This is a genomic window from Streptomyces sp. NPDC052910 (assembly GCF_055585605.1).
Map to the genome: position 1 here is coordinate 98064 of NZ_JBVJJR010000010.1, position 13746 is coordinate 111809.

The following is a 13746-nucleotide window of genomic DNA, read 5'->3' on the forward strand; positions in this document are numbered from 1 at the left end:
ACGTGGTCCCCATGTCCCCGCCCGCCGCAGGGGCTTCGGCGCTGTGGCGGGCGGCGGGCCGGCCGAGCCGGAGGGCAGCGGTGCCCCGCGTACCCGCTTTCGCCCTCGTGTCCCCCGGGTGTTCCGGGTCGCCCTGGGTTCAGCCGACGGTGGTCAGGTGGCGGTTGTCGGCGTCGGTGCCGGCGGCCGTGGTGGGGGTGCGGGGGTCGTGGTCGATCAGGAGGGCGGCGATGGCCGCGGCGAGGGCGAGCAGGCCGGCGGCCCACCAGATGGCCGTGGAGTAGCCGTGGACCATCGCCTGAAGGTGCAGGCGTCCGGCATCCGTGGGGCCGGTGGGGGTGTGGGCGTGGGTGTAGGTGGTGGTGGCGCCGGCGGCGATGGTGTTGAGCAGGGCGGTGCCGATGGCGCCGCCGATCTGCTGGGAGGTGTTGACCATCGCGGAGGCGATGCCGGAGTCCTGGGGGGCGATGTTGTGGGTGGCCAGGCTCATGGCGGGCATCATCGCGGTGCCCATGCCGGCGCCCATGACGAACATGCCGGGCATGACGACGGCGGCATAGGAGCTGTCGGGGGTGATCTGGGCGAGGATGACCAGGCCGGCGGCGGCGAGGAGGAAGCCGGGGACGAGCAGCCGTCGGGCGGGCACGCGGGGGGCCAGGCGGGTGCCGATCTGGGTGGCGCCGATCATCATGCCGGCCGTCATCGGCAGGAACGCCGCCCCGCACAGCAACGGGCTGAAGTCCAGGACGGTCTGGAGGTAGAAGGTCAGGAAGAGGAACAGGCCGAACATGCCCACGACCGCGATGCCCAGGGAGAGGAAGGCGCCGCCCCGGTTGCGGTCGAGGACGACGCGCAGCGGCAGCAAAGGTGCCTTCACCCGCCGCTCCACCACCACGAAGACGATCAGCAAGGCCAGGCCGGCGCCGATCAGGGCGAGCGTGGAGGCGGCGCTCCAGCCGTGGGTTCCGGCGCGGGTGAATCCGTAGACCAGGGTGATCAGGCCGCCGGTGGCCAGCAGGACGCCGGGGACGTCCAGGCGCCGGTGACCGTGGCGGGTCGTGCGGGGGTCGTGGACGAGCAGGAAGGCGCCGACGGCGGCCGCGGCGGCGAAGAAGATGTTGACCAGCAGGGTCCAGCGCCAGTCGAGGTACTCGGTCAGCACCCCGCCCAGCAGCAGGCCGATCGCCGCGCCGCCGCCGGCGATGGCGCCGTAGACGCCGAACGCCTTGGCGCGCTCCTTGGCCTCGGTGAACATCACCGACAGAAGCGAGAGGGCGGCGGGGGCGAGGAGCGCGCCGAAGACGCCCTGCAGCGCGCGGGCGCCCAGCAGCATGCCGGTGTTCACCGCGGCCCCGCCCAGGGCGGAGGCGGCGGCGAAGCCGATGACGCCGGTGATGAAGGCGCGCTTGCGGCCCCACAGGTCGGCGATGCGCCCGCCGAACAGCAGCAGGCCGCCGAAGGCCAGCGAGTAGGCGGTCACCACCCACTGCCGGCCGGCGTCGGAGAAGCCCAGATCGTGCTGGGCCGAGGGCAGGGCGATGTTCACGATCGTGCCGTCGAGCACGACCATCAACTGCGCCAGGCAGATGAAGACCAGCGCCTTCCAGCGCCGGGGATCGGCCGCAGCCTGTGGAGCGGGGGCGGGTATGGCCATGGGGAAAGTCCTTCGAACAGTGCGGGAAGGGGGTGCGGGGCGGCCGCCGGCGGCCGCCGGGCCCGGGCCCAGGCGGGCCGGTCCGACCGGGCACGCCTCCATAAGCTTCGATTTTGGAATCATTCGATAATCGAATCTAAGGTGGGCGTGTCAGGATGTCAAAACCCGCCCGCGTCCGCGGCGGGCCGGTGCCGACCACCCGAGGGGACAGCAGATGAGCCGGCGCACGAAGGGCCTCGACGCCCAGCAGGAACGCCTGGTGGAACGCCTGGGGATGTACGCGGCCGACTACGCCGAGTACGGTCGGCGCTTCGCCGGATGGCTGGGCCTGCACACCACCGACGGCACCGCCCTGGTCGAGATCATCAACGCCGAGCACCGCGGCGACCCCCTCACCCCGGCCCGCCTCAGCCGCCGCATCCAGCTCTCCCCCGCCGCCACCAGCGCCCTGATCAACCGCCTGGAGAAAGCCGGCCACGTCACCCGCACCCGCGAGCACACCGACCGCCGCGTCGTCACCCTGCGCACCGGCCAGGAGGCACAGCGGCTGGCCGACGAGTACTTCTCCCCGGTCGCCGCCCTCCTCGGCACGTTCCTCGACCGCTACCCCGCCGAGGTGCTGGAGCAGTTCGAGGACTTCCTCGACGGCCTCCACGAAACCCTCGCCCGCCACCTGACCGAAGGCGACCGGAACCGGTAACCGCCCACCATCCGCGAGGAGTCGACGCTCACAGCCAAGGGCCAGCTACGTGCGGGGCGGCCCCCCGCGCCCCCCGACCGCACCACCGCTGCCGACATGCCCGAAGGCGCCGACCCCCTCACGCGGCTGGTGCCCCGGCACGTGAGGACGTTCAGCACCCTGGCTGCCCAGTCCGTTCAGTCCAGGGCGTACTGGAACCACACGGCTTCCCACAGGACCCCTGGACGACTCCCCGGCGCAGGGTCAGGGCGTTGACCAGGTACGGCGACCCGCCTGCAAGTCCTGCATGCGGCTGCGCATCCGGTGGGCCGCAGGGCCCGCCAGGGGCACTGGGCCGACATCTGGCGCGACCCCACCGGAGCCGCAGCGGTGAGGGCAGCCGACGACGGCAACGAGACGGCGCCGACCGGCATCGTGGCGGGTCAGCCGCACATCAATCCCGGTCCTGGATGGGGTGCGCGAGCAACTCTCACGCTCCGCACGGCCGGGACGCAGCCGAGGGTAAAGGATGAGGTCAGCAGCCGGCCGGCTTCCCGTACGCGATCCACACCTCGCCCTTGTTCTTGAGGCTGACGCTGCCGGTCTCGTGGAGGTGCGTGTAGGTGCCCCGGTACTTCCTGAGCTCGCCGAACCGAGACCCCAGGGTCATGTACGGCGAGTCGAGCTACCAGTCCCCGGAGTACTGCGCGTGCACGCCGTCGGTCCCGCCCGTACCGCTCGACCGGCACGCGGGGCGGCGCGCCCGTCGCGCCCGGGGGTGAGGCGGCAGGGGCGCGGCGGGAGACGGATCATCGGTGAGGCGGCACGGGGCGTGGACGTCTTTCTGTCCCGGTACGCCTCTCGGTGCGGGTGCGCCCCTCGGTGCAGATGCACCTCTCGGTTCGGGTGCGCCCCGTACCGTCCGCCGTGAGCCGGAGGGCGCACGTGGTGTCAGCGGTGGCTCAGTACGTTGACCACATGGCCGTCGGGGTCGCGGACGAAGAAGCGGCGTACGCCCCACTCCTCGTCCTGGAGGGGGTGGACGATCTCCGCGCCGGCTTCGCGCAGGGCCGCGTGGACCGCGTCCACGTCGTCCACCTCGATGCTGAGGTCGGGGGTGACCGGTGCGGTCTTGTCGCCGGTGGTGATGCCGAGCTGGGCCGCGGGGGCGGACGGGGAGGCGAGGGTCGCGATCCAGCCGTGGTCCATGACCTGCTCGAAGCCCAGCAGGCCGTAGAACGCGCGGCTCTCGCGCGGGTTCGTCGTACGGAGGTCGGGTACGACGCGGCGAACGGCCATGGGCACTCCAGGTGATGGGCGCGGGACGTGGGGACACCCTCTTCGCCCGGCACCCTACGGCACGGTGGCGTGCCGGGTCAGGGGCACGTGACGACTTGGCCCGCCCAGGACATCCCGCCGCCGAAGGCGAGCAGCAGGACGGGGCCGCCGGCGGGGAGTTCGCCGCGCTCGGCCAGCTTGGCCAGGGCGAGGGGGACTGACGCGGCGGAGGTGTTGCCGGAGTCCACGACGTCCTGGGCGACCACCACGTGCTCTGGCAGGTCGAGTCGGCGTACGACGGACTCGATGATGCGCAGGTTGGCCTGGTGGGTCACCACGCCGGCGAGGTCGGACGGGGCGAGGCCGGCGCGGCGGCACGCCTCGCGGGCGAGGGCCGGCAGTTCGGCGGTGACCCAGCGGAAGACGGTCTGGCCCTCCTGGGCGAAGCGCGGGTGCCAATCGCCGACGAGCCGGACGGCGTCGGAGCGCGTCGGGTCGGAGCCCCAGACGACGGGTCCGATCCCGTTGGGGCCGGTCCTCTCGTGACCGGTCCCGATGCGGCCGGTCCCGTCGTGTCCGGTCCCGTCGAGTCCGGTCCCGTCGTGCCCGGCGGCGCTGACGACCGCCGCTCCCGCGCCGTCGCCGAGCAGGACGCAGGTGCTGCGGTCGGTCCAGTCGGTGACGTCGGACATCTTCTCCGCGCCGATGACCAGGGCATGGCGGGCGGCGCCGGCCCTGATGGCGTGGTCGGCGGTGGCGAGGGCGGTACAGAAGCCCGCGCAGCCGTTGTTGAGGTCGTAGGCGACGGCCGAGGGGATGCCGAGCCGTCCGGCGACCTGGGCGGCGGTCGAGGGGCAGCGGTCGACGGCCGAGCAGGTCGCCACCGTGACCAGTCCGATGTCGGCGGGCGCGAGGCCGGACGCGGCGAGGGCGTCGGACGCGGCGGCGGCCGCCATGTCGGTGACCGACTCGGCCTCGGCGGCGATCCGCCGGGTGGCGATGCCGGTCCGCCGGCGTATCCACTCGTCGCTGGTGTCGACGATGCCCGCCAGGTCGTCGTTGGTCAGGACACGCGACGGCTGGTAGCGGCCCAGGGCGGTGATGCGGGAACCCGGCATGTCGTTCTCCTCGCTTCGGTGCGGCGCGGCGGGCGCGGTGTGCCTGGGGGGTGACCCGCCTCGAGGCGGGGCGCGGGGCGCCGCCATGCCGGGGAATATAGCAACCGATCGGTCGGAAGCTAAAGGGTGGCCGAGTGGCTAGGATGGCCGGATGAGCCCACGGAAGTCCGCCGCCGAAGCCCGCACCACCCGTCGGCGCATCATCGACCGTGGCATCGCGGTCGCCTCCGTGGAAGGACTGGAAGGGCTGACCATCGGGCGTCTCGCCACCGACCTGGGCATGAGCAAGGCCGGCATCCTCGGTCACTTCGGCACCAAGGAGACCCTCCAGCTCGCCGTCCTCGAAGGCGCCTCCGCGGTGTTCGCCCGCACCGTCTGGCATCCCGCCCAGGACGCCGTACCGGGCCTGCCGCGGCTGCGTGCCGTGTGCGAGGCGTGGATCACCTACCTGGAGCACGAGCGCGTCGTCTTCCCCGGCGGCTGCCTCTTCATCGCCGCGTCCGTCGAGTTCGACGCCCGCGGCGGGCGGGTGCGTGACGCGGTCGTCCGTCTCCACCTCCTCTGGCGCCGCCGCCTCGCCGCCGAACTGCGCCACGCCGTCGCGGCCGGCGACCTGCCCGCCGACACCGATCCCGAGCAGGTGACGTACGAACTCGTCGGCTGCTTCCTGGCCCTCAACCAGGAACTCCAGCTCTTCGCCGACCCCGAGGCCCCGGCCCGCACCCGCCGCGCCCTCGACCGCCTGCTGGCGCCCGGCCCTTCGGGCTCCGGCGGGCGAGGGCGCGGATGACCCGACGGGCGGTGGCCCGCGGTCGCCGCGCCTTCTCCTCGCCTACGCCTTGAGGTGCCGGCGCAGCACCTCGGTATGGCTGCGGGCGGGGTCCTTGGCCGCGGTCAGGAGGGTGACGGGGCCTTCGGCGGCGAGGCGCCGCAGGCGGTCCAGCGCGTCGGCCGCTTCGGGGGCGGCGAGTTCGGCCTCGTAGCGGCGGCGGAACTCGTCGTACGTACCCTCGGGGCCGTGGTACCACCGGCGCAGCTCGGTGGAGGGCGTGAGCTCCTTGGGCCATTGGTCGACGTGTGCGTCCGCCTTGGCGAGACCGCGCGGCCAGAGCCGGTCGACCAGGACCCGGGTGCCGTCGGCAGGCTCGGGAGGATCGTAGACGCGCCGCACCTGGACGCGGTTTCCGGGTCGGTTCACGGTGACCGGCTCTCCTCTTCCGTCTGCTCGTCCTGCCCATCGGCCGCGGCCCGGACGCCGACCGCGCTGTCGGGTCGCGGCCGACGGCCCGGGCGGCCCGTACGGCTCGGACCCCACCTTTCCGGATTCCGGCGGCCACGCCACGGTGCCACGGCGGGACACCGTGCGGTCGACGCCCCGGCACCACCGCCCCGACGAGGGACTTGCACGGTCCGGGGCGGCCTGAAGTGGGGCGACCCGCGGGCGAAGCTGCTGGACGGAGCGGCGTGAGAGCAGGCCAAGCCCACCGTACCGGCCTCGCTCAACCTGCCCGCTGAGGCGGGCGAGCACCTGGCGGCGCGGGCCGGGCTGTTGGACGGCACCTACCGTGAGGCCGCCGGGCGGGTGCCGGCGACCTCCCAGATCGTGTTCGACGACGGACGGCTGCCCTTCGCCGCCCTGGAGCCGGAGCCCGAACCGGCCTCGCTGCGCGACCTGCGGGAAGCGCTTGAGGCAATGCTTCCCCGGGTCGACCTGCCCGAGGTACTGCTGAAGGTGTTCTCGTGGACCGGCGCCGACCAGGCGTTCACGTCCGTCACCGGCAGTGAGGCGAGGCTGAAGGACCTGAACGTGACGATCACCGCGTTGTTGGTGGCGCACGCGTGCAACGTCGGCTACACCCCGGGCATCGCCTCTGCGGACGCGCTGAAGTATGGGCGCCTCATGAACAACGACCAGGCCGCAGGGCTGGGCGGGAAGGTGGTGGCCGGCACTCCGCGCGACTCGTTGTACGTGCTGGACGTCCTCTCCGACCGCGACGGCGGCAAGCGCCCCGAGACGATCGTCACCGACACCGCCTCCGACAGCGACATCATGTTCGGCCTGCTTACCCTCGCCGGGTTCCATACACGCCGCAGCTCGCGGACCTGCCCGACCAGAAGATGTGGCGCATCGACCACAGCGCCGACTACGGCGCCTTCCAGGACGCGGCCCGCGGCCGGGGCGACCTCGCCCGCATCGAACGGCACTGGGAGGACATCCTGCGGATCATCGGTTCCACCCACACCGGCGCGGTGCGCGCGTACGACGTGGTCCGGGTGCTGTCGCGCGACGGGCGCCCGCCCCACCCCGCTTGGCGACGCTATTGCGCACTATGGCCGGATCGCCAAGACCCTGCACATCCTGCGTCTGGCCGACGAACCCGGCTACCGCCACCAGATCGCGGTGCAGGCCAACCTCCAGGAGGGCCGCCACTCCCTCGCCCGGACGATCTTCCACGGCCGCTCGGGGCAGCTTTACCAGCGCTACCAGGACGGTTTGGAAGACCAGCTAGGCGCGCTCGGCCTGGTCCTCAACGCCCTTGTGCTGTTCACGACGCGGTGCACGGACGCTGCGGCGAATCCATCTGCGCGCGGACGGCTTCGACGTCCGAGACGAGGACGTGGCCCGACTCTCGCCATTCGTGCGGCACCACATCAACATGCTCGGCCGCTACTCCTTCCAGCTCCCCGACCTGCCCGGAGGCTTGCGACCACTGCGTGATCCGGGTGCCGTAGACGGCGAGTGACCGCCGCTCACCGGGAGACGCCGACCAGCCCCTGCTGCGGACTGGTCGGGGCTGCGGTTGAGTTGCTTAGATGGTCACGCCTGGCTGCCGTCGGGGCAGTTCGGCGTGCCGCACCGCCTCAGAGGCCAGGGCGATGCCCACGCCCAGGCTGGCGAAGATGCCGCAGCCGACGAACACCGGGGCGGCTCCCCAGGCTCCGATGGCGGCGCCGACCAGCGGGTAGCTCAGGGGGGCGAAACCGACCATGGTGAGCATGACGACGGAGGTGACCCGGCCGAGATAGGCCGGGTCCGCCGCGGTCTGTATGAGGGCGTTGTCCAGACTGCCGAAGACACCCGCGTTCAGTCCGATGACCGCGGCCAGCACCACGGCGAGCCACAGGGTCGGCACCAGCGCGATCGTGGCCGCGCCCGCGCACCCCACGAGCAGCGTCCCTGCCATCATCAGGCCGGCACGCGGCAGCCAACCGGCGCTCGCGAGCAGCGCGGCGCTGGCCGCGGCACCTGCGCTGAAGCTGCTGACGATCCAGCCGTAGCCGGAAGGGCCCCAGCCGCGTTCGGTGTTGAGGAGCACCATGCCGACGTTGAGGGTGCCGGTGAGGCCGAGTTCGCAGATGGCGCCGGCGGCGACGAGCGGACCGATGAGGCGGTGGCGGCGGATGTAGCGCAGTCCGTCGAGCAGCTCCTGCCGCGCGGTGCCGGGCTCCGTCTGCTCGGCGCCGCTCGCCACGAGGGGCCGTGTCCGTATCGTCAGCAGGAGCGGCAGGGACAGAGCGATGAGCAGTCCGGCGACGGTGAAGGCGGCCGCGGGTCCGCCGAGTCCCATGGCCAGGCCGCCGATGGGCGGGCCCGCGATCTGGCTGAGGCGCGTCGACAGCGTGCGCATGCCGGTGATCCGGGCCAACTGGTCAGGGGCGGTGATCCGGGGCGGGAGGGCACCGACAGCGGGTACGAACAGCGCGTCGACGGCGCCGAAGACGAGCGCCACCGTGACCAGGATCCACAAGGCCGGCGCCGTCAGTGCGATACCGGCGGCCACAACCAGAATGAGGAGGCAGCGCAGCGTGTCGCTGCCGAGAATCACCCGGCGGGGGTCGAACCGGTCGGCCACCACGCCGCCGCCGAGCATGAGTAACGCCCGTGGTAACGCTCCGGAGGCCATGACGAGGCCTACTTCGGTAGGACCGGCGGCCTTCTGGGCGGACCAGCCCAGGGCGACGAAGTACACGCTGTCTCCGACGAGGGAGACGGTGTATGCGGTCAGCCAGCGCAGCACGTTGCCGTCGCGGTGGGCCGGTGTGGAGGCGTGTTCGGGCAGAACCGTCTCTGGGGTGGCCATCGTGGGCTCCAGTACGTCGGGAATCCGGCTGAGTCAGGACCGGAAGGGGAAGCCGTAGAGGTGCACGGACACGTGCTCGCGGTCCTCGGTGTCGTCGTCCGCCTTGGCGGCCTTGCCCCGCTCCCGCCAGCGCCGGGCCAGCGTCTCAAGCTCATCGCGCATCTCGGCGAGTTCGGCCGGAGTGAGGTCGAGCAGCCACTCGGAGCTGAAGGACGCATCGGTCCACGCCTTCCCCCAGGCGGACTTCTGGTCGAGATATGAGCGGTACTGGGCGACACGGGTGTCGAAGATCCCTCGGGTCACCGCGCCGACGGCGGCCGCGCCCTCGGGCGTGTCCGCGAAGTCCGAGTCGCGGAAGCCCCAGCCCCCTTCGGATGCCACCTGCCACCACCGCTCACGGCCGTCGCCGCCCTGACCGCTCGCCTGCGTCACGAAGCGGTGCTCGGCCAGCTTGCGCAAGTGGTAGCTGACCAGTGACGGCGTCTCGTCGACATGCTCGGCGAGCTGAGAAGCGGTCGCGGTGCCCGCGGCGTACAGCAGCCGGTAGAGCTGCATCCGCAGCGGATTCATGAACGCCCTCAACCGTGCCAGGTCGGTGATCTGCTCGGGCTCGTGCTTCGGTCGCATGCGCTCACCGTAGGTATGAAGTGAAAACTTCGCAATAACTGCTTCAGAATTGGGCGGCCGAGCAACCCGGCTTCGTACACAGGGGACTTGAGGCAGCTCAACCCGTCTCGACTTGACTGCCGCTGACGAGGTCAGCGCCGACTGTCTCCAGGGGCAAGCAAGCTGGTGACCTCGGCGATTGCCTCCGCCGAGGGGTGGAAATAGCGCCGTACGTTCTCCGGCTTCTTGTGCCGTGACCGCGCCACCTCCGGGACGGTCAGCGGGCGGCGCGTACCGCCCGGGGCGTAAGCGGGCCGCCCCGGGGTGAAGCCGGCCGTCCGCGCCGGAGCACTGGCGCGTGTGCGAGCGTGGTGACGGCCGGTGGGGGCGGCGCCGGGGGGTGCGTCGGCTCGCCGGGACGGGTGCGCGCCGCCGCGGCCTTCCGTACGGGGGCCGGACGCCGCGGGAGGAGGGCCCGCGCCCCTGGACCGGCCGTACGACCGGTGTCTTTGATGGAAGGAGCCGCGGCGGAACCCGGCGCCCCGCTCCGTCACGGGCGGGCACGGCACCGCCCTTTCCCGTACGTCCCGTCCGTACCCCCGAGAGAGGTCCGCCGATGACCACCCGCACTCGCAGCCGCCGCCGCACCGGGCTCTTCCGGTTGATCGGTGACGTGATGGACGACGTGAAGGACTTCACCGACGACTGCCTGGACCGCGCGGGGGATCTGGAGCACGACCTCCGCAAGGCGGTGAGCGACGCCGTCCGGCCGGAGAAGGACACCGGCGGCAAGGCCACCGCCACCGTCCGGGCCGACCGGACGGCCACAGGGCGGCCGGGGGCCGGAAAGTCCGGGCGAGCGGCCGGGTGACGGCCCAGGACCCACCCGCCCCCACGGGCGGCACCCACTTCCCGCCTCCCGGCACCACCGGGTCCGAATTCCCCTCCCCCCGCACGCCGACGGTGCGCCGGCTGGCGCGCCACCATGACGGCTCTCTCCACGACACCGGCCTCCACCGCCCCGTCGGTTTGGGTGAGTTGGCGGACGACGTGCGCGCCGGCGGGAGTTTCCGGGCGCACGACGCGGCCACCGGGCGGGACTGCACCTACCGGGTGCTCGCCGCCGTCCTGGCGCGGGAGGTCGTGTGCGGGGTGGGGGATCCGGGTCAGGGCGGTACGTCGGCTCTCTGGGCGGCGGTCACGGCCGCGCACCCGCCGCGGGCCGACTGAGCGGATGCGCCGCGCGGGGGCGGGACCGACAGCCGACGCGATGCCGGAGCCGGCCGGGGAACCGGGGGCGGCGGAACGGTCACGAGGCAGAGGCCGTCCGTTGCCGGTCGTGCCGCGAGGCGCCGGGTCCGTGCGGGCGTGGGGCGGGCGGCTGCGGCACCGAACCGTTGCACCGCGGCGCCATCGCAGACGTGCCGCCGTCGCAGACCGGCTCCGCCGGAGACGCGCCGCCGTCGCAGACGTGCCGCCGTCGCAGACCGGCGCCGCCGGGCCGGGCGGCGTTCACCGGTCCGCGACAGGGTCGCCCGGCTCGGCGGTGACGCCGGGCGGCGCGTCCCCGGATCGCGGGTCGGGGCACCGGGGATCTCCAGGAGACGGACTGCCGCCGGACGGTTCCTCGTGGAACCGGGCGTCAGGACACGGTCCGGCCGAGAAAGGGTCGGCTTGCGGTTCCCCGGTGCCGGTCGCCTGACGGCAGGCGCACCGCGCGACATCGGACGGTGGCGGCGTCACACCGCGCGGGGGGTCCGACGGCAGGTCCCCCTTCGTTCCGGGAACCGGACGGGCCGACGGAGCCGCGGACGGTGCCGGTGACACCTCGGCGGGCGTCCGACCGCCGTGCGGACCGGAGGCGAGCGGAAGCTCTCCCGCCGACGACGCGCTCGGCGTCGGCGCACGGCGGGCCGCGGGTCCGGACGCGGGGAGCGACGCGGACGGCACGGGGGCGGACGCCATGGTCCGCGGGCCGGGCGGCGGAACGGCGGTCGCGCGGGCCTGGGGCACCGGCGGGACGTACGTCGCGCTGAAGGACGCGCATCCGCTCACCACCGCCAGCACGACGGCCATCAGGACGAGACGCGCCGCATGCGGTACCAGGGGACGTCGCTCCAAGGGTCCTGCTCCTTTGCTGCGGCCTTCCGGTACGGCTGGCTCCACGGTCCCGGGATCAAGAGGCGTGGCAAAAGCCGTATCCGAAGAAGCGGACGGGATTCCGCGAAGCACCTCGCCGGGCGCCGGCGGATGGGGCCGCCGATGTCCCCCGGGGCTCGGGAGGTGCCGCCGGGCAGGGCGGCCGCCGGGAGACACGCGCCCTCGCTGTCCGGCGCTCCTCACTGCCAGGAGCTCCTCACTGCCGGGCGCTCCTCACTGCCGGGCGCTGAGGACCGAGACGAAGATCTTCAGGCCGGTGAACAGGGTCACGATCGACCGCCAGACGGTCAGGATCGTGCGGGCCGTTGCGACGGGAGCGGTGGCGATGAGGAACAGGAAGATGATCACGACCAGCCAGAAGAAGAGACCGCGCGGGCGCGACAGCAAGGACGATCCCCTTCTGTGACGGCGGAGCCGGACGGGTGTGGTGCACGGTCATTCCCTTCTTCGGGCCCCGGCCAGGTACGCGGCGAGCAGGAGGATCGCCCAGGAGGCCTTGGGGCTGCCCTCCTTGACCTTGCCGCGCCGGCTGGACTCGCCGGCGACCTTCGCGTGGAAGGTGAGGTCCTGGTCGGCGAGGGCGCGCAGGATCCCCCGGGACTGCTGGAGCGCCGCGGGTGCGGCGATCATGATGTCCAGGGCGCTGCGGGCGGCCTGTTGCTCGGAGAGGGTCTCGCGGGCGAGGCCGAAGACGATGGTGCGCAGGTTGTCGGCGAAGACGTCGGTGATGGACAGCTCCGGGCACAGGTGGCGGATGGATCCCTCGAGGTTGGCGAAGGACTTGCCGAGCAGGGAGACGGCGGGGCTGCTGCGGATGCCGCGGTGGGTGGAGTGGGTGAGGATGGCGGTCAGGGTGACGCCGAAGTTCAGTTCGTCCAGGGTGGCGGAGGCGACTTTCGGTACGAGCCGGCTGATGTCCGAGCGGAAGCCGGCCAGGTCGGACCAGGCCGTGGGGTGTCCCATCTCGGCCCAGGTCCTGGCCAGTCCGGCGCCGTCGTTGGCGGCGAGGGTGAGCAGGGACAGCACCAGGCCCCGGCTGGTGCCGCCGTCCACCCGGCCCACCATGCCCCAGTCGATCAGGTGCGCGGGCTCGTCGGGGTGGACGAAGAGGTTGCCGGGGTGCGGGTCGGCGTGGAAGTACCGGTCGAGGAAGTAACCGCGGTACATGAACGCCATCAGATCGCGTCCGATGCCCGTGCGCTGGTCGACGGTGAATGCCCGCGGGTCGGCGTCGTGGATCGACGTCCCCGGCGCCAGGGACTGCACCAGCACGCGCCGGGTCGGCTCCATCAGCACCCGCGGCACGGTCAGGTGCTCGTACTTTTCGGCCAGTTGCCTCGCCCGGCGCATGTTCCCCGCCTCGGCCCGGAAGTCGGTCTCCGTCTCCATGGCGTCGAAGAGCACGTCCAGCATGGCGGGGACGTCCACGACCGCGGTGAACCGGGGCGTCGCACGCGCCAGGAGCCGGGCCGTACGGCGCAGCAGCCGCATGTCCTCGGCCATCACCTCCTCCACGCCGGGCCGCTGGAGTTTGACGGCCACCGCGGTGCCGTCGGCCAGCCACGCGCGGTACACCTGGGCCAGGGAGGCCGCGCCCAGTGGTGCCGAGGTGTCGAACTCCCGGAACAGCTTCGGCCATTCGGGACCCAGGTCGGCCGCCAGCACCGGCTCGAACACGGCGAACGGCGCGGGCGGGACCCGGTCGTGCAGCATCCCCAACTCCCGCATCATCGCGGGTGGTACGAAGTCCGGCCGGGTCGACAGCACCTGCCCGATCTTGATGTAGAAGGGCCCGAGCTCCTGGAGGGCCTCACGCACGGCCCGCGCCCGCTCCCCCGCCCCGGCCCCGGCCTTCCGGCGGGACCGCGCCTCCTCGGCCAGCAGCCGCCCCAGCACCCGGGCGACGTACCGCGCGCGGCCACCGGACACATTCCCCTCCACCCCCGTGCGAGCCGACTGCCGGAGCCGATGCGCCACGACACGGTACGCCGGACGGCGTACCGCCTGTTCCGTTTCGCCCTGCGCCTCCAGTGCACGACAGCCCACCGCCGGCCGACAACCGCGCATCCAACGGCGCGCGAGGACGCGGGGGCGCGCGGGACGCGCGGTCGCGCCGAGGCGGCTCCTGCCGCACGCCGCCGGTCGTGCGCGGGTGGTGTGTGGGCCGTC

The 13746-nt window shown here is 72.9% G+C and carries 13 protein-coding genes and 2 pseudogenes; 6 read left to right on the forward strand and 9 right to left on the reverse strand.

Features of this window, described 5'->3' with window-relative positions; translation table 11 throughout:
• Positions 1-139: 139 nt before the first annotated feature.
• Complete coding sequence (locus ACZ6X9_RS28685; protein ID WP_469780912.1) at positions 140-1654, reverse strand: MFS transporter; 1515 nt, start codon at positions 1652-1654, stop codon at positions 140-142.
• Between the two features lie 214 nt (positions 1655-1868).
• Here ACZ6X9_RS28685 and ACZ6X9_RS28690 point away from each other — a divergent pair, with 214 nt between their 5' ends.
• Positions 1869-2354: a MarR family winged helix-turn-helix transcriptional regulator gene (locus ACZ6X9_RS28690; RefSeq protein ID WP_469780913.1), complete on the forward strand. Its 486-nt coding sequence runs from the start codon at positions 1869-1871 to the stop codon at positions 2352-2354.
• Between the two features lie 265 nt (positions 2355-2619).
• Positions 2620-2859, forward strand: a pseudogene (locus ACZ6X9_RS28695) (thioredoxin domain-containing protein); the annotation flags it as partial.
• Between the two features lie 9 nt (positions 2860-2868).
• Here ACZ6X9_RS28695 and ACZ6X9_RS28700 read toward each other — a convergent pair.
• The 3 genes from ACZ6X9_RS28700 to ACZ6X9_RS28710 all read right to left on the reverse strand — a co-directional run bounded on the left by ACZ6X9_RS28700 (position 2869) and on the right by ACZ6X9_RS28710 (position 4729).
• Complete coding sequence (locus ACZ6X9_RS28700; RefSeq protein ID WP_469780914.1) at positions 2869-3003, reverse strand: hypothetical protein; 135 nt, start codon at positions 3001-3003, stop codon at positions 2869-2871.
• Positions 3004-3284: 281 nt separating this feature from the next.
• A complete protein-coding gene (locus tag ACZ6X9_RS28705; protein ID WP_469780915.1) occupies positions 3285-3632 on the reverse strand; it encodes a VOC family protein in 348 nt (115 codons plus the stop codon).
• A 77-nt stretch (positions 3633-3709) separates the two neighbouring features.
• Positions 3710-4729, reverse strand: coding sequence for a beta-ketoacyl-ACP synthase III (locus tag ACZ6X9_RS28710; protein ID WP_469780916.1), 1020 nt, complete (start codon positions 4727-4729; stop codon positions 3710-3712).
• Between the two features lie 151 nt (positions 4730-4880).
• Between ACZ6X9_RS28710 and ACZ6X9_RS28715 the strand changes: the two genes are divergently transcribed.
• Complete coding sequence (locus ACZ6X9_RS28715) at positions 4881-5519, forward strand: TetR/AcrR family transcriptional regulator (protein ID WP_469780917.1); 639 nt, start codon at positions 4881-4883, stop codon at positions 5517-5519.
• 42 nt (positions 5520-5561) lie between these two features.
• Here ACZ6X9_RS28715 and ACZ6X9_RS28720 read toward each other — a convergent pair whose 3' ends face one another.
• Entirely contained in the window at positions 5562-5927 is a 366-nt protein-coding gene (locus ACZ6X9_RS28720; protein ID WP_469780918.1) for a DUF488 domain-containing protein, read from the reverse strand.
• A gap of 213 nt (positions 5928-6140) precedes the next feature.
• On the opposite strand from ACZ6X9_RS28720, the pseudogene ACZ6X9_RS28725 reads away from it, so the two are divergent.
• Positions 6141-7473 (forward strand): annotated as a pseudogene (locus ACZ6X9_RS28725) (Tn3 family transposase); the annotation flags it as partial.
• Positions 7474-7539: 66 nt separating this feature from the next.
• Here ACZ6X9_RS28725 and ACZ6X9_RS28730 read toward each other — a convergent pair.
• Together ACZ6X9_RS28730 and ACZ6X9_RS28735 are read right to left on the reverse strand one after the other, a co-directional pair.
• The gene (locus tag ACZ6X9_RS28730; protein WP_469780919.1) at positions 7540-8811 is read right to left on the reverse strand and encodes an MFS transporter; all 1272 of its coding nucleotides are present in this window, start codon (positions 8809-8811) and stop codon (positions 7540-7542) included.
• Positions 8812-8844: 33 nt separating this feature from the next.
• On the reverse strand, positions 8845-9438 hold the full coding sequence (locus ACZ6X9_RS28735) for an ArsR/SmtB family transcription factor (RefSeq protein ID WP_469780920.1): 594 nt from the start codon (positions 9436-9438) through the stop codon (positions 8845-8847).
• A 595-nt stretch (positions 9439-10033) separates the two neighbouring features.
• On the opposite strand from ACZ6X9_RS28735, the gene ACZ6X9_RS28740 reads away from it, so the two are divergent.
• Both ACZ6X9_RS28740 and ACZ6X9_RS28745 read left to right on the forward strand, forming a co-directional pair.
• On the forward strand, positions 10034-10288 hold the full coding sequence (locus ACZ6X9_RS28740; protein ID WP_469780921.1) for a hypothetical protein: 255 nt from the start codon (positions 10034-10036) through the stop codon (positions 10286-10288).
• Entirely contained in the window at positions 10285-10647 is a 363-nt protein-coding gene (locus ACZ6X9_RS28745; RefSeq protein ID WP_469780922.1) for a hypothetical protein, read from the forward strand. The genes ACZ6X9_RS28740 and ACZ6X9_RS28745 overlap by 4 nt, the downstream gene beginning before the upstream one ends.
• Before the next feature lie 1143 nt (positions 10648-11790).
• On the opposite strand, the gene ACZ6X9_RS28750 is transcribed toward ACZ6X9_RS28745, so the two are convergent.
• The gene (locus ACZ6X9_RS28750) at positions 11791-11964 is read right to left on the reverse strand and encodes a hypothetical protein (RefSeq protein WP_469780923.1); all 174 of its coding nucleotides are present in this window, start codon (positions 11962-11964) and stop codon (positions 11791-11793) included.
• Positions 11965-12012: 48 nt separating this feature from the next.
• Positions 12013-13506, reverse strand: coding sequence for an ABC1 kinase family protein (locus tag ACZ6X9_RS28755; RefSeq protein WP_469780924.1), 1494 nt, complete (start codon positions 13504-13506; stop codon positions 12013-12015).
• Between the last annotated feature and the right edge of the window lie 240 nt (positions 13507-13746).